Source organism: Pseudarthrobacter sp. RHLT1-30-1, assembly GCF_059383415.1.
Window position 1 is genome coordinate 37,731 of record NZ_JBWZCG010000007.1, and the last position, 19,831, is coordinate 57,561.

Annotated in this window: 14 protein-coding genes; 11 read left to right on the forward strand and 3 right to left on the reverse strand. The window is 69.4% G+C overall.

The genetic code is table 11. The features are described 5' to 3' along the window. Positions 1-212 precede the first annotated feature (212 nt). The 3 genes from AC50YM_RS07320 to AC50YM_RS07330 are packed head-to-tail and all read left to right on the forward strand — an operon-like array spanning position 213 to position 5,933. Positions 213-755: a WhiB family transcriptional regulator gene (locus tag AC50YM_RS07320; RefSeq protein ID WP_494890605.1), complete on the forward strand. Its 543-nt coding sequence runs from the start codon at positions 213-215 to the stop codon at positions 753-755. Positions 756-784: 29 nt separating this feature from the next. Continuing rightward, complete coding sequence (locus tag AC50YM_RS07325) at positions 785-4,192, forward strand: glycosyltransferase (RefSeq protein WP_494956305.1); 3,408 nt, start codon at positions 785-787, stop codon at positions 4,190-4,192. Further along, the gene (locus AC50YM_RS07330) at positions 4,185-5,933 is read left to right on the forward strand and encodes a DUF5719 family protein (protein WP_494956306.1); all 1,749 of its coding nucleotides are present in this window, start codon (positions 4,185-4,187) and stop codon (positions 5,931-5,933) included. The genes AC50YM_RS07325 and AC50YM_RS07330 overlap by 8 nt, the downstream gene beginning before the upstream one ends. Before the next feature lie 7 nt (positions 5,934-5,940). Here AC50YM_RS07330 and AC50YM_RS07335 read toward each other — a convergent pair whose 3' ends face one another. Continuing rightward, positions 5,941-6,477 (reverse strand): metallopeptidase family protein, encoded by a 537-nt coding sequence (locus AC50YM_RS07335; protein WP_494956307.1) that lies wholly within the window; start codon positions 6,475-6,477, stop codon positions 5,941-5,943. 106 nt (positions 6,478-6,583) lie between these two features. Between AC50YM_RS07335 and AC50YM_RS07340 the strand changes: the two genes are divergently transcribed. The 6 genes from AC50YM_RS07340 (at position 6,584) to AC50YM_RS07365 (ending at position 13,358) form a co-directional block, all read left to right on the forward strand. Next, positions 6,584-6,973: a DUF3499 domain-containing protein gene (locus AC50YM_RS07340; protein WP_494956308.1), complete on the forward strand. Its 390-nt coding sequence runs from the start codon at positions 6,584-6,586 to the stop codon at positions 6,971-6,973. A gap of 83 nt (positions 6,974-7,056) precedes the next feature. After that, positions 7,057-7,326 (forward strand): Trm112 family protein, encoded by a 270-nt coding sequence (locus tag AC50YM_RS07345; protein ID WP_494956309.1) that lies wholly within the window; start codon positions 7,057-7,059, stop codon positions 7,324-7,326. A 123-nt stretch (positions 7,327-7,449) separates the two neighbouring features. Beyond that, positions 7,450-8,937 carry an adenosylhomocysteinase gene (gene ahcY / locus AC50YM_RS07350; RefSeq protein ID WP_494956310.1) on the forward strand — a complete coding sequence of 496 codons (1,488 nt, stop codon included), beginning with the start codon at positions 7,450-7,452 and terminating at the stop codon, positions 8,935-8,937. A 191-nt stretch (positions 8,938-9,128) separates the two neighbouring features. Then, entirely contained in the window at positions 9,129-10,355 is a 1,227-nt protein-coding gene (locus AC50YM_RS07355; protein ID WP_494956311.1) for a L,D-transpeptidase, read from the forward strand. Positions 10,356-10,503: 148 nt separating this feature from the next. Next, positions 10,504-11,703, forward strand: a complete 1,200-nt coding sequence (locus AC50YM_RS07360) for a L,D-transpeptidase (RefSeq protein ID WP_494956312.1) — start codon at positions 10,504-10,506, stop codon at positions 11,701-11,703. Between the two features lie 218 nt (positions 11,704-11,921). Continuing rightward, positions 11,922-13,358, forward strand: coding sequence for a TIGR01906 family membrane protein (locus AC50YM_RS07365; protein ID WP_494956313.1), 1,437 nt, complete (start codon positions 11,922-11,924; stop codon positions 13,356-13,358). A gap of 16 nt (positions 13,359-13,374) precedes the next feature. On the opposite strand, the gene AC50YM_RS07370 is transcribed toward AC50YM_RS07365, so the two are convergent. Both AC50YM_RS07370 and AC50YM_RS07375 read right to left on the reverse strand, forming a co-directional pair. Continuing rightward, a complete protein-coding gene (locus AC50YM_RS07370) occupies positions 13,375-15,204 on the reverse strand; it encodes an AMP-dependent synthetase/ligase (RefSeq protein ID WP_494956314.1) in 1,830 nt (609 codons plus the stop codon). A 56-nt stretch (positions 15,205-15,260) separates the two neighbouring features. Continuing rightward, positions 15,261-16,973: a dolichyl-phosphate-mannose--protein mannosyltransferase gene (locus AC50YM_RS07375; RefSeq protein ID WP_494956315.1), complete on the reverse strand. Its 1,713-nt coding sequence runs from the start codon at positions 16,971-16,973 to the stop codon at positions 15,261-15,263. A gap of 254 nt (positions 16,974-17,227) precedes the next feature. Between AC50YM_RS07375 and rsmI the strand changes: the two genes are divergently transcribed. Then, entirely contained in the window at positions 17,228-18,139 is a 912-nt protein-coding gene (gene rsmI, locus AC50YM_RS07380; RefSeq protein WP_494956388.1) for a 16S rRNA (cytidine(1402)-2'-O)-methyltransferase, read from the forward strand. Positions 18,140-18,329: 190 nt separating this feature from the next. Then, a complete protein-coding gene (locus AC50YM_RS07385; protein WP_494956316.1) occupies positions 18,330-19,829 on the forward strand; it encodes an NAD-dependent succinate-semialdehyde dehydrogenase in 1,500 nt (499 codons plus the stop codon). Positions 19,830-19,831: the final 2 nt, after the last annotated feature.

Genomic DNA, 19,831 nt, shown 5'->3' on the forward strand with positions numbered 1-19,831 from the left:
TTATTCCGCGGGTTCTCTGGGTTCCGGACGAAAAATCGCGGGCGTGGCGTGCCCCGGCTTCGGCCCTGAAGTTGATTATTATCCCGCCGTGGCTTGACTCGCGGATACTTACACACGTGTAATTAGGTATCGAAAGCCAATGCGCAGAAACCGGCACACAACCGAGTGTCCAAGGGTCAGTCAAAGGCTGCAAAATCAGAGAGGAAACGCCAATGGGGCTAGCAGAGCGTATCCATGAAGAGGCCGTCGTTGCTGGGCAGGCCACGGCCAAATACCGTTCACGCGGGGTGCCGAGCGACTGGTATGTAGATCCGGCCGACCCGGACGCAGCAGAACGCTTTAACGAACACACCAAGGACTCACTGCAGGACCAGGCGACCGCTTTCCTCGCGGCCCACGACGAACTTCTGTCCGGTCCGGACCAGGAAAACGATCTGCACGACCCGCCGATGGAGCTGCAGACGCTCCATTCGGGCACCACCACGCAGCCGGTATGGATCGGGCTGCCCTTCCAGCAGGACTTCGACGATGAAGGCGAGCTGGGCTGGCAGACGGACGCCCTGTGTGCACAGACTGACCCGGAGGCATTCTTCCCCGAGAAGGGTGGCTCCACCCGCGACGCCAAGAAGGTCTGCGGCGCGTGCAACGTGCGCTCGCAGTGCCTCGAATACGCCCTGTCGAACGACGAGCGTTTCGGAATTTGGGGTGGCCTCTCCGAGCGCGAGCGGCGCCGGCTTAGGAAGCGAGCTATCTAATTCTTCAGGAAGTACGAGTCACCGCCGTCGTGGTTTCCCACGACGGCGGTGATTTTCTCCCCAGGACCCTCGCTGCGCTGGCGGTTCAGACCCGGCAACCGGACACCTGCATCGGGGTTGACACCGGTTCCCGCGACGATTCCGCGGCGCTGCTCGAACAGGCCTTCGGCACCGCCAACGTCACCGACTTCCAGCAGACCCGCAGCGGCATGGGCGGTGCGGTGCAGGCCGGCCTCAATGCCCTCGCCCCCTGGGGCGACGGCGGCATCCCGGGCAGCGGCGCTGCTGCCGGACCCGCCCGGGAATGGATCTGGCTGCTGCACGACGACGCCGCCCCCGCTCCCGAAGCACTTGCCGAGCTGCTTCAGGCCGTGGAACGCGCGCCGTCGGTCACCGTGGCCGGCTGCAAGCAGCTGGACTGGCATTCCGGGCGCCGGCTGATCGACGTCGGGCTCTCCACGAGCCGCTGGGCCGAGCGGCTGACCCTCATCGAGGCCGACGAACTCGACCAGGGACAATACGACGGCCGGAGCGACATCTTCGCCGTCAACTCTGCCGGCATGCTTATCCGTCGTGACGTCTGGGAGGAGCTCCGCGGTTTCGACCCGGCCCTGCCGGGCAGCGGCGACGACGTTGATTTCTGCTGGCGGAACCGGCTGGCCGGCCACCGCGTGGTGGTGGTCCCCGGAGCCAGGATGTTCCACGTCCCGCACCGTCCGCACGCGCTGGGCAACGCGACCGCGGCCCGGAAGGCCCAGGTTCACCTGCGGCTCAAGCACGCCCCTGCCTGGAGCGTCCCGCTGCACGCGGCCGGCGCCCTGCTGGGCAGCATCTTCAAACTGGTCCTGAGCATTGCCGTGAAAGATCCGGGGCACGGCTTCTCGCAGCTGCTGGCAACCTTTGGCGCCCTTGGGCGTCCCGTGGCCGTGGCCCGGGGGCGGCGGAGCGCCGCCCGGACTCGCCGCATCCGGCGGTCCGTCATCAAGGGGCTGCAGACCCCGCGGCGGGAGGTCTGGGCCCACCGCCGGTCCCTGATGGAAGCCCTCGGGGCGGACGACTCCGGGGACAGCGTGCCCGGGAACGACGCGCTGGCCGACCAGCCCACCGGCGACTCGGACGACGATTTCGCCGCCCTCACCACCTCCGAGCGGGGCTGGGTCGGCAACGGCGCGCTCCTGGCCATCCTGGTCACCTCGGCGGCCTCCCTGATTGGCCTGCTGAACCTGGTGGGCGCCGAAGCTGTCTCCGGCGGCGCAACGATTCCGGCCTCGCTGGGGCTCGGGGAGATCTGGAATCATGCCTCGAGCTGGTGGATCACCCTCGGGGCGGGCCTTCCCGGCCACGGGGACCCCTTCGGCTACGTGCTGTGGGTGCTCGGTGTGCTCGGTGCCGGGAACGCCAACGGTGCCGTCGGCTGGCTGCTGATTCTGGCCATGCCCCTTGCCGCCCTCGGCGCCTGGTTCGCCGCCGGGGCGCTGACGCAGCGCCGGCTGCTGCGCCTGGCCGCCGCCTTCGTCTGGGCCGGCGCGCCGGCCCTGCAGGTGGCGCTCAACCAGGGCCGGGTCGGTGCGCTGCTGGTCCACGTCATGATGCCGCTGCTCGTGCTCGCCCTGCTGCGGGCCACCGGAACCGCCGCCGGACGCGGGCGCTACGCCATTCCCGCCCCCGGGGAACGCCGCTTCACCGCGGCGCCCCCGGTCAAGCCCGGCGTCAACGGCACAGCCTCCTGGACCGCTGCCGCGGCGGCCGGCCTCGCCCTCGCCGTCGTGACCGCGGCGGCGCCCTCGCTGCTGCTCCCCGCCATCGTCCTTGTGGCCCTGTGCGGGACACTCCTGGGCCGCCGGGGCCGCACCGTCTGGTGGGCGCTGCTGCCCAGCCTTGCGCTGTTCGTGCCCTTCCTGGCTTCCACTCTTGACCGGCCCCGCGCCCTGCTCGCAGACCCCGGCCTGCCGCTGGGCTTCGACGCCGCACCGCTGTGGCAGCAGGCCCTGGGCCAGCCGCTGCGCTTCGCGGCCGACGGCGGCCTCACCGGCCTGCCGGTGTTTGGCACGGACACGGTGGTGCCCTGGGCGCTGCTGCTGGCCCTGCTGGTCGGACTGCCCGTCCTGCTCCTGGCGGCAGTTGCACTGTTCCTGCCCGGCCGGCCGCCACGGACGGCCCGTGCCCTCTGGGCCGCGGCACTGCTGCTGCTGGCGGGCGGCTGGCTCGGCAGCCAGGTCGCCACCGGGGTCAGTGCCAACGTCCTGGTCACCCCCTTCACCGGACCCGCAGTGTCGGCCGCGGCCTTCGCCATCCTGGCGGCAGCCCTGATCGGCGCCGCTGGCCTGCTGGACTCCGCCGACCGGGCGTCCGCAGCAGCGTTGGGCCGCAGGATCCTGCTCCGCGGCACCGCCGTCACGGCCGTGATCCTCCTGCTGGCCGGGCCGTTTGCCGGTCTGACCGTGTGGGCTGCGCACAATATCCTGCAGCCCGCACCCGCCGCCGACATGGCGGTCACCGAACCAGCCGGCACCGCAGTGACCGGCGCCGGGCCTTCCGGGCCCGATGCTGCCGGCACCGGTTCCCTCGGTGCCCGGAAACTTGTGCAGCCGGTCGAGGCCCGGACTCTCCCGGCCACCGCCATCGACCGCGGTGAGGGGCCGGAACAGGCCCGCACGCTCGTCATCGCCACCGGCGACAACGGAACCTTTGACGCCTCGCTGATGCGCGGCGCCGGGACCACCCTGGACGCCCTGTCCACCATTGCCGCCGCCCGGCCAATCATGGGCGGGCCGGGGGAGGAAACGGTCCGTGACGATGACGCCGTCGTGGCATCCCTGCGCAGCGTCGTGGCCACCATCGTGGCCGGCCAGGGCGTTGATCCCCGCACCGAACTCGAGCGTCTCGGCGTCGGGTTCGTGGTCCTGCGGTCCGCCGACACGGCGGCGCAGCTGACAGCGAGCCGGATGGACGCCGTCCCCGGCCTCGTCGCCGTCGGCAAGACCGACGTCGGCTGGCTCTGGCGGATCAGCCCGCTCAACCAACCGGTTATCCAGGCCGCCGACGTCGCGCACCGCGTCCGGATCGTCGACGGCGCTGGCGCCACCGTCGGGCTCGTCCCGTCGCAGGCGGTTTCCGCCGATGCCGCGGTGCCCGCCGGACCGGACGGGCGGCTCGTCGTGCTCGCCGAGCGCGCCGATCCGGGCTGGAGCGCCTGGCTCGACGGCCGCCGCCTCACCGCCACCACCTCCGGCTGGGCGCAGGCCTTCACCCTGCCCGCGGAGGGCGGACAGCTCAGCCTGCGGTACGAAGCGCACTGGGCCATCTGGGCGGGCGTTGCCCAGGCAGTCATTATTGGCCTGACCGCCCTGCTTGCCATCCCCATGCCCGCCCGCCGGCCGAACACCGGCCTCTCCCGGGACGAGGGCTCCCTGCGTAAGGAACATCAACATGCCTAGGGACGACACCCCCGCCAACGACCACGACGGCGTACTGCCCGGCGAGAGTGCCGTGCCCGACGACGCTGCGCCCGGCGACGTGACCGGCGGCGGCCCCGCGCCCGGCGACGGCCCCGTGACCGGCGACGGCGCCGGGGAGCTGCCGCCGCGCCCGGCGTCCCATCCGCGAACCCGGCGGCTGGCCGGCGTCCTGGCGGCCGTCGTCCTCGTCGCGGCCGGCGGCGGACTCGCAGCCGCCACCGCACTCACTCCACAGGGCCCCGGCAGCAGCCGTCCCATCGCAGCCCCGCTGGCGGCTGTCCCCGCGGGCAGCAGCGTTGGCGTCTGCCCGGGACCGGCCCGGCTGCTCGAAGGTTCCCCCGTCGGCACCGATCCGCAATTCAGCCCGGAGTCCGCGTCCGCCCGGAGCGACGTCACAGCGCTCGTACTGGGCTCCACCGCCGGGGTCCTGCCCGGCAGCAGGCTGGCCGCGCTCACCGGCGGCACCCTGGTCGACATTGCCCCGGCTGCCCCCGCGTCCGAGAGCCCCGGCACCGCACCCGCAAACGCCGCCCCGCAGGCAGGCGTGGTCTCCCAGCGCGGCGTCGACGCCGTATCCGTCCTGAGCGCCGATGCGCGGGCGGACCGCCAGGCCTCCGCAGCGGCAGTTCTGCACTACCAGGCCGAGGACGGGGACCTCCGTGGTTCGGCGGCCGCAGCCTGCCAGCAGCCCGGCAACGATCTGTGGCTCGTCGGTGCGAATACCGCACTGGGCCGGACCGCCGTGCTGAACCTCAGCAACGCCTCCAGCAGCCCGGCCACGGTCAGCCTCGAACTTTTCGGGGCCGAGGGACAGATCCAGGCCCCCGGCAGCCGCGGGCTCCTCGTCGCGCCCGGCACCACCCGCTCCGTCATCCTGGCCGGCCTCGCCCCCGGACAGGAGCGGCTCAGCGTCCGGGTGCGCAGCGCCGGCGGGCCGGTCGCCGCGGTCATCCAGCAGAGTGTGCTGCGTGGCCTGACCCCCGGCGGCGTGGAGTTCATCGCCCCCGCCGCGGCACCGGCCCTCCGCCAGGTGATCACCGGCGTCGATACCCAGGATCCTTCCCCGCTGGCGGATCTCACCCGGCAATCCGGTTTCGGCGACGCCGGACCGGCCCTGCAGATCACCGTGCCCGGGCCCGCCGACGCCGTCGTGGCGATCAAGCTGTACGGGCGGGACGGCGAGAAGGCCCTGCCCGGCGGTGGCGTGGTCACGGCGAAGGCAGGATCCGTCACCCAGGTCCCCCTCGACGGCGTGCCGGCCGGCCTCTACACCGTGGCTGTCAGTTCGGACGTTTCCCTCACGGCCGCGGCCCGCGTGACGCGCGGGCTCAAGGCCGACGAGGCCTCCGACTTCGCCTGGTCGGCGGCCTCATCGAGGCTGGGCAGCCAGCACGTCGTTCCGGTCCCCGGCTCGGGGGACCGCTACCTTGTTTTCGGTGCGCCCGAGGGCCGGGCCACTATTTCCTACACGCCGATCACGGCAGACGGCAAGGTCCGCGCGGCCGCGGCCGCCGACATCGCTGGCGGTACCACAGCCTCCATTAAGGTGCCGGGCGACGTTGACGGCTCACCGCTCGTCGGCTACCTGGTATCCGCCGCCGGGGATCAGGCGTACGGCGCGGTCCTGCTGCAGCAGGACGGCAGGTCGGACGTCGCGACCATGGCGGTTGCCCCCGGGGCAGCGGGCCAGGAACGGGTCCCGGTCACGCTCGGATACTGACGCAGCCCTAGTAGCGGCGGCGGTAGACCGGGTCCAGTGACTCGGGCGGCACACCGAGCATCTCGGCCGTGTATTCGACCACAACGTCATGGACCAGATCCTGGAGTTCCTCGCGGCTACCGCAGGCCTGCTCGACGACGCGTCGGTACAGCGTGATCACGGGTCCCTCGCCCGGCGTCGCGGGGGAGTAGGAGCCCATTGGGGCGGCACCGCGGTCAGCCACGAGCTGCTCGAGCCCGGGCGGGATTTCGTCGACGGCGAACCGGACGCCGTCCAGCGTCTTGCCCCAAATATCGTGCAGCCGCTCAGCAGAGTCCAGCACAAAATCGTCGAAGCGATCCGAGCGGGTGCGATAACCCGGCAGCGTGGGCAGCATCAGCTCGCCGCGGAGTCCGCGGCCGTGACGGTTCCGCCGCCTCTGGCGGAAGCCCCGGGGTGCCGCGGCGCGTTCGGGACCGGCCGGAGCGGCACCGGCGTCGTCGCGTCCGGCATCGGCGTCAGCCAAGCGGACCGTAAAACCCGGATCGAGGTGCGGTGACTGCATAACTCGACTCTAAACCCGGCGAAAGGTTAACGCGATACGGGCCGCGCGACCCGCCGCCAGCGCGTCGGGCAGCGGGGGGCGGCCCGGAGGAGTAGTCTGTGGTGTCGTGGGTGCCATTCGTCTTTGTTCAAGGTCAGCCTGCCGCAATTCGGCGGTGGCGACTTTGACGTACGTCTACGCAGACTCCACCGCAGTCCTGGGCCCGCTGGCGACCTACGCCGAGCCGCACTGTTACGACCTATGTGAGCAGCACGCCGGATCCCTGACCGTCCCGCGCGGCTGGGAAGTGCTGCGGCTGGCCATGCCGGCCACCCCCGCTGGTCCCGGGCCCGATGACCTCGTCGCCCTTGCCGACGCTGTCCGCGAGGCGGCGGTAAGGCCCGCCGCACCGGACTCCGGACAGGGCCAACGCGGGGTCCATCCGTCGCTGGCAGCACCGGCCGCGGCCGAGGGCACCCGGCGGGGGCACCTGCGCGTCCTGCGCGAACCGTCCTAAGCGGCAACTGGCGGTAGGCTGGGAACTGAAAAAATCCGTAAGCCACCGGCGCCTGCTGCGGCGTCCACCAGGGAGCGTTCACCATGCCGAAGATCAGTCCCGAACTGTTGTCTGTCCTGAGATGCCCCGTGACCGGTTTGCCGCTGGTGCAGGACGGCGAGGAACTCGTCACCACCGCGGCCGGCCCCGCCGGCGTGAAGCTGCGCTACCCCATCGAGGACGGTATCCCGCTGCTGCTGCCGCCGGAGCTCCTGCCCGCCGCCGCCGCGGCGCCCGCTTTCCAGCACGACGCCGGGGAGCCGGATTCGGGCCAGCACTCCGACGGTGCCAGCGCCGGGCACACCGCCGGCTAGGCTGCCGGCCCATCGCTTCGCCGATCGGCACCGAAGTACTTTCCAGCCACCGATAAGCACGTTTACCGGCGTTCCAGGCAACCGGGTCCCGGACCTGCCCGCCGGCCACAGCAAAGGATTCTGATGACTCTCGACTACAAGATTGCGGACCTCTCCCTGGCCGAGGCGGGCCGACACCAGATCCGCCTCGCCGAGCACGAAATGCCCGGACTGATGTCCCTGCGCGAGGAGTTTGGCCCCAGCCAGCCGCTCAAGGGCGCCCGGATCGCTGGCTCCCTGCACATGACGGTGCAGACCGCGGTGCTGATCGAGACGCTCACGGCACTGGGCGCCGAGGTCCGCTGGGCCTCCTGCAACATCTTCTCCACCCAGGACGAGGCGGCCGCGGCCGTTGTGGTCGGGACGGGCACCGTCGAGGACCCCCAGGGTGTTCCCGTGTTCGCCTGGAAGGGCGAGACGCTGGCGGAATACTGGTGGACCGCCGAGCAGATCCTGACCTGGCCCGGTGCGGACAGCAACCCGGATCTCGGCCCGAACATGATCCTCGACGACGGCGGCGATGCCACCATGCTGGTCCACAAAGGCGTGGAATTCGAGGCCCTGGGCTCGGTTCCGGCCACCTCCGATGACGAGTCCGAGGAAGGCACGGTCTTCCTCGAGGTGCTGCGCGCCTCGCTGCAGGCGGATCCGCAGAAGTGGACCCGGATCGGCTCCCGCCTGCTGGGCGTCACCGAGGAAACCACCACCGGCGTGCACCGGCTGTACCAGCTCGCGGAGCAGGGCAAGCTGCTGTTCCCGGCCATCAACGTCAACGACTCCGTCACCAAGAGCAAGTTCGACAATAAGTACGGCATCCGCCACTCCCTGCCGGACGGGATCAACCGCGCCACCGACGTCCTGATGGGCGGCAAGGTCGCCGTCGTCTGCGGCTACGGAGACGTGGGCAAGGGCGCAGCGGAGGCCTTCCGCGGCCAGGGCTCGCGGGTCATCGTCACCGAAATCGACCCCATTTGCGCGCTGCAGGCAGCCATGGACGGCTACCAGGTCGCGAAGCTGGAGTCGGTCCTCAGTGAAGGCCACATCTTCATCACCACCACCGGCAACAAGGACGTCATCATGGCCGAGCACATGGCCGGGATGCGCGACAAGGCGATTGTGGGCAACATCGGCCACTTCGACAACGAGATCGACATGGCCGGACTGGCCCGGATCGCCGGCATCGAGAAGGTCGAGATCAAGCCCCAGGTGCACGAATGGGTCTTCGCAGCGGATCCGGCCACGGGTGAGGGCAGCCGGTCCATCATCGTGCTGTCCGAAGGCCGCCTGCTGAACCTCGGCAACGCGACCGGACACCCGTCCTTCGTCATGAGCAACTCCTTCGCCAACCAGACGATCGCGCAGATTGAGCTCTTCACCAAGCGCGACCAGCCGGAAGGGGAGCGGGAGTACGAGAAGCAGGTCTACGTGCTGCCGAAGATCCTCGACGAGAAGGTTGCCCGGCTGCACCTCGACGCCCTGGGCGTCGACCTGACCGAGCTGTCGAAGGAGCAGGCTCAGTACCTGGACCTCGAGGTCTCCGGCCCGTACAAGCCGGACCACTACCGCTACTAGGAACGACCGACGCCACGAGCCGCTGTACGCGGCGGCCCGTCCGCCGCTGCTCCCGCCGTTCCCGCAGTGAATAGGGCCCCGGACTCCGGTCCGGGGCCCGCTTTGTGACCTGACCGTGGTCGGCCAGGGAGCGGGCCCCCACTGAAATTGAATTATGATTTCAAGGTGACGTCTGAAAGGACCTGAGTATCGTGAACGCCCCGAAAAGCCAGCGCAGCGGCCGCAAACCCGCCCTGCTCTGGGCGGTCTGCGCCCTGGCCGCGGCCGGCGGAGTGTTCGCAGCGGGCCCCGGAACGGCCCACGCCTCGTTCGCATCCGAGGCCACCACCCCGGAACGCTCGACGCCGGGACTCGCCTTCCCGGTGGTGCCCCCGGTTCAGCTCGACGTCGTCCCGGCGGACGGCTCCATCCAGGTCAACCCGGCCGGACCCGTCATCCTGAAGGCCAGGGACGGCCGCATCGACCGGGTGGCGCTCACCAGCGGTTCCGGTGACTCCGTGGACGGAACCCTCAGCGCTGATTCCTCCAGCTGGACGGCGGCTGCACCACTGAAGTTCAACACCCGCTACAGCTTCACCTTCGCAGTGCTGGACGCTGCCGGCCGCGAGAGCAGTGCCACCCGGAGCTTCACTACTGTCTCCACCGCCAACGAAGCCGACGCGGCCATCTACCCGCTGGACAGCATGAAGGTCGGCGTGGCGCAGCCGCTGCAGATCACCTTCAGCGAGCCCGTCCTGAACCGGGAGGCCGTCGAGAAGGCCATCAAGATCAGCTCCAGCGCCGGGCAGGCCGGCGACTTCCACTGGTTCAGCGACACCATGGTCAGGTATCGTCCTGAAAGTTTCTGGACGGCCAACAGCAGTATCACCATGGACCTTCAGCTCTTTGGAGTCGACCTTGGTGACGGGCAGATCGGCAACTTCAACAAAAAGGTCACCATCCACATCGGCGACAAAAAGGTCGCCATCGCGGATGCGGCGGCGCACACCTTCACGGCCAGTGTCAACGACCAGCAGGTCGGCCAGTGGCCGGCGACCATGGGCGACACCCGCTTTCCCTCCGCCCGCGGGTATCTCGTCTTCATGGAAAAATACCGTGTGGAACATATGGACGCCTCCACGATCGGGCTCAAGCCGGGTGACCCGGCTTACTACGGCCAGCTCGATGTCAATTACGCCACGCGTTTGACCCCGAGCGGGGAGTTCATCCACCAGGCAACGGACTCCGCGATGCCGTATCTGGGCAGGGCAAACCTCTCCCACGGCTGCATTGGCCTGGGGCCGGACGGGGCGAAATGGGTCTTCGAGAACATGACGAGCGGTGACGTGGTCCAGGTGGTCAACACCGAAGGCGATTACGCCGCAGTGGACGACGGCTACGGGGACTGGAATATCCCCTGGGCGCAGTACGCCAACTAAGCTTAGGCCGCGGACAGTTCCGCGACGCGCGGAACATTCACTTGGGGGAAAAATGGACGACACGATGACGGAACCCGGCACGGGGGGCCGGGGCGGCGCTCCCGCAGGCCGACCGCCACGACGTAAGGGCCGTAGGAGAAGCGGGAAGATGCTGGCGGTGCTGGCTCTCTGCGCTGCAGTCGGTGCCGGCGGAATCGGCATCGCCACGGCGCCAGGCCGGGCCGAAGCCGAAATGCCGTCCGAGGCCTCGGCTCCGATGCGGAACGTGTCCGGGCTCGCCGCTCCCGTCGTGAAACTCGTCGAACTCGGAGTGACCCCGACCGACGGCGCCCAGGGGGTCAACCCGGCTGCGCCGCCTTCGGTCAAGGCCGTCAACGGCGTGGTGAAGAACGTTGTGCTGGTCCCGGCCGCCGGAGGCGACCCCGTCCCGGGCACCACGAGCCCTGACGGCTCGACCTGGACGGCCGTGGATCCCCTGGACTTCGACACGAGGTACAAGTACAGCTTCACCATCCTTGATGAGGCCGGACGCGAGACCAAAAAAGCCCAGACCTTCGCCACCGTGGCAAAGGCCAACGAAGCAGACGCCGCCGTGTATCCGCTCACCGGCACCACTGTCGGCGCCGGCCAGCCCATCGAGATTGTCTTCAGCGAACCGGTACTGAACAAGGAGGCCCTGGAGAAAGCCGTCACCGTCACGGCGTCGTCCGGACAGGCCGTGGCGTGGCGCTGGTATTCGGACCGCCGGGTCCGGATCCGCCCCGAAGCCTTCTGGGCCTCCAACAGCGAGATCACCGTGGACCTGAAACTTTTCGGGGTCGACTTCGGCAACAAGATGATCGGCAACTCCGATACGAAGGTCTCCTTCAAGGTCGGACCTCAGCGCCTCGCCGTCGTTGACGACATCACCAAGACCATGAACGTGTACTTCGACGGCCAGCTGGTCAAAACCGCGAAGGTCACTCTGGGCAACAAAGAGTGGCTCTCGCCCACCGGCTTCGCCGTCATCATGGAGCAGGAACGCCACTCCGACTTCAACGCCGGCAGCATCGGGCTGAAGCCCGGCGACAAGGGCTACTACCCGCCGCTGACCGTGGAATACGCCAACCGCCTGACCAGCTCCGGAGTGTACGTCCACCAGGCGCTGGAATCGGCGTGGGGTGCGGTGGGCCGGGTCAACGTCTCGCACGGCTGCGTCGGGCTGCTCCCGGCGGACGCCGCCTGGTTCTTCAACAACATGAGAACCGGGGACGTTGTCCAGACACTCAACACCGGAGCCCCCGCCGTGGAACCGCTCGAGGGCTACGGCGACTGGAACATCCCCTGGGCCCAGTACGCCAAACGCTGACCGTCCCAGCCGGCTGGGACCCGTGGCCGCCTGCCGCACGACACCGGCCGGAAATCAGTCGGCGGATTCCCGGTCCTGATCCCCGGTGCCGTATCTCCGTGCCTTTGGAGCGTGGCATCTCGCCCACCCCGAGGCTCTGACGGTAGGCTCGAAAGCAGATATGGAGCGTTGCCAGGCCCCAGGCCGGCGGCGCAGACGCCTACGGAAGCGAAGCCGCAGTGACTGACTCAAGTCCCACCCCTCCGAACCGACGGGATCCGCAGCTGGATCCGCCCGACGACGCCGAGGAACCCGCCTTCGATTGGATGAGGCCGGGCTCCGCGGAGAAGTCCGCCCCGGCGTCCGACTGGTCAGCCGAACCTGATGCCGGCAACAGTGCCGAACCACATGCCGGCAGCAGTGCCGAACCCCGGTCGCGCGCCGACCGCAAGGCTGCGGAAGCCGCCGTCGAACCGGCCTCCCGGGACGCCGGCACCCACTACAGCGAGCCGCTGCCCACCTCCGCACTGCAGCTCCGGCCTCCGGAGGAGGAGGTGCAGCGCCGGAACGCCGAGCGTGAGCACGCCCTGAACGCCAAACCGGTGGCCCCGCGAGTGATGCAGGTCCTGCTGGCCGTGTGCTTCCCGGTCATCCTGCTGGTGCTCGCCGTCCGGGCCGTCGCCAGCCCCCTGTTCCTCTGGGTGGAGTACAACCGCCCCGGATTTCCCGGCGACGGTTACGGTTTCAGCACCGATGACCGGATGACCTACGGTTCCTATGCAGTGGACTACCTCAGCAACTGGTCCGGACCGCGGTACCTCGGCGAACTCGTCAACCGCAACGGAGACAAGCTGTTCGGGGCCGGCGAGGTCAGCCACATGGCCGACGTCAAGCTCGTCATCCTGTCCGCCTTCGGCGCGGGCGTCCTGCTGATCCTGCTGAGCCTGACCGCCGTCATCTACCTGCGCCGCCGCAGTACGGGGGGAGTGCGGCGGGGACTGTTTGCCGGGTCCATCATCGCCCTGACCATCATCCTGAGTCTCGGCGCGCTGGCCGTGCTGGGCTGGGAACGGTTCTTCGCCCAGTTCCACAGCGTCTTCTTCGCCAGCGGCACCTGGACGTTCTCGCTGCAGGACACCCTGATCCGCCTCTTCCCAGCCCAGTTCTGGGTCGACGGCGGGATCGTGATCGCCGGCCTGGTACTGCTGTCCTCGCTCCTGACCCTTATTCTGACCTGGCCGACGCGCAAGCGGCGCGGGCTGCCGAAACGCGGCGCCGCGGCAGCTGACCCGGCCGACGAAGCCGCCGGCGCTGTTCCTGCCGGGGACGACGCCGGGCTCGCCGTCCCGGCCAACGAAACCCCGGACGCGGTTCCGGCCAAGCGTTCCCGCTTCCGGCGGGCCCGCGAGAACACGGCGAACGAGGCGGCTGCCGGCGGCGGGTCCGACACGGATCCCGCTGTCGGGGGCCCCGCACCACGATCGTCCGCCGCAGAGCGCTCCGGGTCCGCGGGCCCCGGCGCAACTCACACAGGCACAGCTGACGGTGCCGCAACTGACGCAGGCGCAACTGACGCGGCCGCAACTGACACCAACAACACCGCACCAGCGGACCCGCGATCGCCCGGGACCGGGTCAGCCGGCACCGAATCGCGCGGCTACTCCAGTCCGGTCTAGCGGCGTCAGCCGTTGATCAGCCGTAGATCCGGTTGATCTGCGCCTCGAAGTCACGCACGACGGCGGCGCGCTTGAGTTTGAGCGACGGCGTCAGATGCCCGGATTCCACCGAGAAGTCGGCGTTCAGCACCACGAAGCTGCGGATTGACTCGGCCTGGGACACGAGGGCGTTGGCACCGTCCACGGCGCCCTGCAGGGCCTTGCGGACCAGCTCATGGCTGGCGGCTTCGGCCGGGCTCATCGCGGGAACCTTGTGCGCGCCGCACCAGTTCTCCAGGCCTTCGGGATCCAGGTTGATCAGCGCCGAAACGAACGGCCTGCCGTCGCCGACCACCACAGCCTGCAGCACGAGTTCGTGCTCCCGGATCTTTTCCTCGAGCGGTCCTGGGGCGACATTCTTGCCCCCGGCGGTGACGAGCAGGTCCTTCTTCCGTCCGGTGATGGTCAGGAAGCCGTCCCGGTCCAGGGAACCCAGGTCGCCGGTGCGGAAGAACCCGTCCACGAACGCCCCGGCGTTGGCCGCGGCGTTGTTGTGGTACCCCTTGAATACGCCGATGCCCTTGACCAGAATCTCGCCGTCCTCGGCGACCCTAACAGTGGTGCCGGGGACAGGGATGCCGACCGTCCCGACCCTGGTCCGGGTGGGGGTGTTGGCCGTGCAGGGCGCCGTGGTTTCGGTGAGGCCGTAGCCTTCGAGGACGGGGATCCCGGCGCCGCGGAAGAAGTGCGCGTCATGGGCGCTCAGCGGGCTCGCCCCGGAGACCGCGTAGCCCAGCTGGCCGCCGAAGGCCTGCCGCAACTTGGGATACAGCAGCCGGTCGAAGAGGGCGTGCTTGGTGCGCGTGGCCAGTCCGGGGCCGGTCCCTTCGCCCCGGGAGGCGGCGTCGACGTCCTTCGAATAGGCGATGGCCACTGCGGCGGCGGATTCGAACAGACGCCGCTTCCCGGTCAGGGCCGCCTTGTGGGCGGCGCCAGCGTAAACCTTCTCGAAGATCCGGGGCACCGCGAGCAGGAAGGTGGGCTTGAAGCTGGCCAGGTCCTCCAACAGTTCCTTGGCACTGGCCGTGTGGCCCAGGGTGGTCCCGGCGCTCAGGCAGATCACCTGGACGGCGCGGGCGAGGACGTGGGCCAGCGGGAGGAACATCAGGGTCCGGGAGCGGGGCTGCAGCAGGATCTCGGGCAGGAACAGCACCACATTTTTGGCGACCAGGGCGAAGTTCCCGTGCGTGATTTCGCAGCCCTTGGGCCGGCCGGTGGTGCCCGAGGTGTAGACAAGCGAGGCCACGTCCGCCAGTCCGGCCGCGGACCGGTGCCGTTCCAGTTCGGCGTCGCCGACCCCGGCACCCGCCGCGGCCAGGCTGGTGAGGTTGGGTGCCGCCCCGGCGTAATCCATCCGCACGACCGGAAGCGCGGCGTCGCCGAGCAAAGCGGAGCCGTCCAGGACCTCCTGGACCAGGGCCGCCTTGGCCTCGTTCTCGGCGAAAATGCGCCGGGCCCCCGAGTCCTGCAGGATCCATTCGACCTGGCTGGCTGAGGACGTTTCATAGATGGGGACCGGGACTCCGCCGGCGAACCAGATGGCAAAGTCGACCACTGTCCACTCGTAGCGGGTGCCGGACATGACCGCGACCGTTTCACCGGGGGAGATACCGCCGGCAATCAGGCCCTTGGCGAGCGCCCGGACCTGGTCCAGGAACAGCTGTGCGGGCACATCAGCCCAGCCGGCCGGGCCTTTCCGGGAGTAGATCGCATGCACGGGATCCTTGGCGTGCTGCTCCAGGAGCAGGTCCGTCACGTTGCTGCCCGGGTCGAGCCCGATGAGCAGTCCGGTGCTTGCTTCTCTCACAGCCGTTCTCCGTTCCGGGCCGCGCCATGGTGGCGGACGTCCCCTGCAATCCTGCCCTAGATCCAGGACGGCATCCACATCCGGAACCGCCAATCCTGATAGCTAATGATCTCGGCGGTCCAGACCGGATAGAAGAACGCGGACACCACGACGGCCGTAACCACAAAGAGCGCCACGAGGTAAATTCCGGACCGCCGCCGCCACAGCGGATCGGAACGCTGCCCCAGCACGAGGCCCAGGCAGTACACGAGGGCCAGCACGAGGAAGGGCTCGAAGGACACGGCGTAGAAGAAAAACATGGTGCGTTCCGGGTACAGGAACCAGGGGAGGTAACCGGCGGCCACGGCGGCAAGGATTGCGCCGGCACGCCAGTCGCGCCGTCCGGCCCACCAGAAGAGCAGGATGCCAAGGCTGGCGGCTGCGGCCCACCAGATCAGCGGGTTCCCGACGGAGAGGATCGCCGTAGTGCAGCTGGCCGTATCGCACCCCGGGCTGCCCTGCTTTGGCGATTCGTAGAAGAACGATGTCGGCCTGCCGAGCACCAGCCAGCTCCAGGCACTGGCCTCGTACGGGTGCTCCGAGCTGAGTCCCTGGTGGAACTTGTAGGCCTCCAGGTGGTAGTGCGCCAGCGACCGGACGGCGTTCGGCAGCCAGCCCCAGTCCGCCGAGGGCACCGTCTCTGCCCAGTTCCGGAAGTAGGCGTCCGTGGAGCGGAACCAGCCGGTCCAGGTCGCGGCATACACCAGGGCGGCGACCGGAACGATGCTGAGGAAGGCCGGAATTCCGTCCTTGAGGATCCCGCCGCTGATCCAGCCGTGGATGCCGGCGATCCGGCGTGCGCTCAGGTCCCAGAAGACCGTCAGCAGCCCGAAGCCGGCCAGAAAGAACAGTCCGGACCACTTTGTGCCGACGGCCAGCCCCAGGCAGACGCCGGCTGCGAGCCGCCACCAGCGGATCCCAAGCCAGGGACCGGAGGCGAGCTGGAGCAGGCCGGGACGTCCGTGCGGGGAAGCTGCCGCGCGCCGGCCGAGCCGGCGGGCCAGCCGGCGGCGTCCGTCGTCGCGGTCCATCAACAGGGCGCCGAACGCGGCCAGGACCCAGAACATCAGGAAGATGTCGAGCAGGGAGGTCCGGGACATCACCAGATGGTGGCCGTCCACCGCCAGCAGCAGACCGGCGACCGCGCCGAGGGTCAGGGAGCGGAACAGCTTCTGGGCGATCAGGGCCAGCAGGAAAATGGACAGCGTGCCGGTCAGGGCCGCTCCGAACCGCCAGCCAAACGGATTGTCCGCACCGAAGAGCCACATCCCGCCGGCGATCATCCACTTCCCGACCGGGGGGTGGACGACGTACTCGGGGCCGGGAAGCAGCACCCCGGGATTGCCGGCGGTAAACGCGTCGTTGGCCTTGTCCGGCCAGGCGCGTTCGTAGCCGCTGACCAGAAACGAGTAGCCGTCCTTGACGTAGTACGTTTCGTCGAACACCAGGCCGTGGGGCGTGTCCAGCCGGACGAAGCGGAGGACTCCGCCCAGCGCCGCGGTGAGGACGGGAATGAGCCAGAACCACAGCCGGAGCGAGGGTGGATAGTCGCGCCAGCTCTGGATGCCGCCGATCAGACGGCGGGCGAGGGCTTCGGGGGTGAACGCCTCCGCCGGGCGGCTGACCCAGCGGTGTCCCGCCAGGTTGCGTCCGGTGCTGGTGGCTGCGGGCGCCGGGCCGGGGGAACCGGCCTCGACAGGCCGCGCGGGGGTCTGCGTCACGTTGCCCATGCTACCTTTTGCGGCTGTGCTCGTCGGCCAGGCTGGCGACCAGGTGATTGGTCACGCCATCGACCAAACCTTAGGCCACGCCATCGACGAAACCATCGGCAACGCCATCCGCCAGGCCGGCCCGGTTGGCTGCCGGTTCGCTGGTGTGCGGTCTGCTTCGCAAGCCCGGTCCGTCTGCCCGCGCGCCGCGCCGGCAGTAGGCTGGTTAGGTGGACCCTAAACTCAGCACTTCCCCGAATCTTCCAAGCGATGGCATGCCGGACGACGTCGCGGAGGGCACCGGTCCCGGGCCCGGCGAGAGCCCCGGGACGGCGGCGGCTGCGCCAAGCGGCGGACCCGGCCGGATCGTGCTGGCGGCAACCCCGATCGGCAACGTCGGGGACGCCACCCACCGGCTGATCGAACTGCTCACGACGGCGGACATCGTCGCCGCCGAGGACACCCGCCGGCTGCACCGCCTGGTCCAGAACCTCGGCATCACCGTGGCCGGCCGCATCATCAGCTACCACGAGCACAACGAGGCCGCGAAGACCGGTGAACTCCTGGACCAGGTCCGCGCCGGCAAGACCCTCGTAATGGTCACCGACGCCGGGATGCCCTCCGTCTCGGACCCCGGCTTCCGTCTGGTCGAGGGGGCAGTGGCCGCCGGGTTGACCGTCACGGCCGCCCCCGGGCCTTCCGCCGTCCTCACCGCGCTCGCGCTCTCCGGCCTGCCGACCGACCGGTTCTGCTTTGAGGGCTTCCTGCCCCGCAAGGCCGGCGAGCGGTCCTCCCGGCTCGCCGAGCTCGACGCGGAACGACGCACCATGGTGTTCTTCGAGGCACCGCACCGGCTGGAACCGATGCTCCGTGCGCTGCGTGAGCGGTTCGGCGCCGACCGGCGCGCCGCCATCTGCCGGGAGCTGACGAAGACCTACGAAGAGGTCATCCGCGGCAGCCTCCGCGAGCTGCTGGAATGGGCCGAGGCCAACGAGGTGCGCGGCGAGATCGCCGTCGTCGTGGGCGGCGCCCCGGAACGGGAGCCGGGCAAGCCGGAAGACCACGTCGCCGACGTCAACGCGCTCATGGCGCAGGGAATCCGGCTCAAGGAGGCCGTCGCGGCCGTGGCGGAGGACGCCAAGGTCAGCAAGCGGGAACTCTACTCGGCAGTGCTCGCCGCCCGGTAGCCGGCACCGCCACGCCATCATCCTTTGCTGTGCAGCTGCACAACAGACCCCGCTCGACGTAGTGCGGACATGCGTAGACAGTCCGGAGAATACGGCAGTACCGTGGCAGTAAATCCGGCGCCTTCGCATCGTCACGCGGACAGCGCTGTACCGATCCTGCCCATCCCCATCGCTGACGAGGGAGTCAACCGTGACTGTAACTGCCCAGCCCATTGTTACCGCGGAGCGCGAGAGCGCCCTGCTGGCCTCCGTTCCCACCGGCCTGCTGATCGGCGGCCAGTGGCGGCCGGCCGCGTCCGGCAAGACCTTCGACGTGGAGGACCCCTCGACGGGCAAAGTCCTGCTGAGCATCGCCGACGCCGGTCCTGTTGACGGGGCAGCGGCCCTGGACGCGGCCGCCGCCGCGCAGGAGTCCTGGGCGAAGGTCCCGGCCCGGGAACGCGGTGAGATCCTGCGCCGGGCGTTTGAACTGGTGACCGGGCGGGCCGAGGATTTCGCGTTGCTGATGACGCTGGAAATGGGCAAACCGTTGGCCGAGGCCCGTGGCGAGGTCACCTACGGCGCGGAGTTCCTGCGCTGGTTCTCCGAGGAGGCCGTCCGCGCTTTCGGCCGTTACTCGGTGTCCCCGGACGGGAAGTCCCGGCTGCTGGTGACGAAAAAGCCGGTGGGTCCGTGCCTGCTGATCACGCCGTGGAACTTCCCACTGGCCATGGCCACCCGCAAAGTCGCCCCCGCCGTCGCCGCGGGCTGCACGATGGTGCTGAAGTCCGCGAACCTGACGCCGCTGACCTCCCAGCTGTTCGCCGCCGTGATGATGGAGGCCGGGCTGCCGGCCGGCGTCCTGAACGTAATCCCGACCTCCACCGCGGGGGCCACCACGGGTCCGCTGATCAAGGACTCCCGGCTCCGCAAGCTCTCCTTCACCGGTTCCACCGAGGTCGGCCGCAGGCTGCTCGCCGATGCCTCGGAAAACGTGCTGCGGACCTCGATGGAACTGGGCGGCAACGCCCCGTTTGTGGTGTTTGAGGACGCCGACGTCGATGCCGCCGTCGCCGGGGCGATGCTCGCGAAGCTGCGTAACATGGGCGAGGCCTGCACGGCCGCGAACCGGTTTATTGTGCACGAGTCCGTCGCGGACGAATTCGCGGAAAAGTTCGCCGCGAAAATGGCGGACATGACGACCGCCCGCGGCACCGAGGCCGAGTCCAAGGTCGGCCCGCTGATTGATGCGAAGAGCCGGGACAAGGTCCACGAGCTGGTGTCCGATGCCGTGTCCGCCGGTGCGGTCGCGGTGATCGGCGGCGCCGCCGTCGAGGGCCCGGGCTACTTCTACCAGCCCACGATCCTCAAGGGCGTCACCGAGGGCACCCGGATCCTGTCCGAGGAAATCTTCGGACCGGTCGCCCCGATTATCACCTTCTCCTCCGAGGACGAGGCGGTCCGGCTGGCGAACAACACCGAGTACGGTCTGGTGGCCTACGTGTTCACCAGGGATCTCAACCGCGGCATCCGGATGGGAGAACGACTGGAAACCGGCATGCTGGGCCTGAACGCCGGCGTGGTCTCCAACGCAGCGGCACCCTTTGGTGGGGTCAAGCAGTCCGGCCTGGGCCGGGAGGGCGGTCTCGAAGGCATCGAGGAATACCTCTACACGCAGTACATCGGCATCGCGGACCCGTACGCCGGCTGACC

Coding starts and splice junctions, on each gene's coding strand:
- AC50YM_RS07320 (WP_494890605.1), top strand. CDS start 213: ATGGGGCTAGCAGAGCGTATCCATGAAGAGGCCGTCGTTGCTGGGCAG.
- AC50YM_RS07330 (WP_494956306.1), top strand. CDS start 4,185: ATGCCTAGGGACGACACCCCCGCCAACGACCACGACGGCGTACTGCCC.
- AC50YM_RS07335 (WP_494956307.1), bottom strand. CDS start 6,477: ATGCAGTCACCGCACCTCGATCCGGGTTTTACGGTCCGCTTGGCTGAC.
- AC50YM_RS07345 (WP_494956309.1), top strand. CDS start 7,057: ATGCCGAAGATCAGTCCCGAACTGTTGTCTGTCCTGAGATGCCCCGTG.
- ahcY (WP_494956310.1), top strand. CDS start 7,450: ATGACTCTCGACTACAAGATTGCGGACCTCTCCCTGGCCGAGGCGGGC.
- AC50YM_RS07360 (WP_494956312.1), top strand. CDS start 10,504: ATGCTGGCGGTGCTGGCTCTCTGCGCTGCAGTCGGTGCCGGCGGAATC.
- AC50YM_RS07375 (WP_494956315.1), bottom strand. CDS start 16,973: ATGGGCAACGTGACGCAGACCCCCGCGCGGCCTGTCGAGGCCGGTTCC.
- rsmI (WP_494956388.1), top strand. CDS start 17,228: ATGCCGGACGACGTCGCGGAGGGCACCGGTCCCGGGCCCGGCGAGAGC.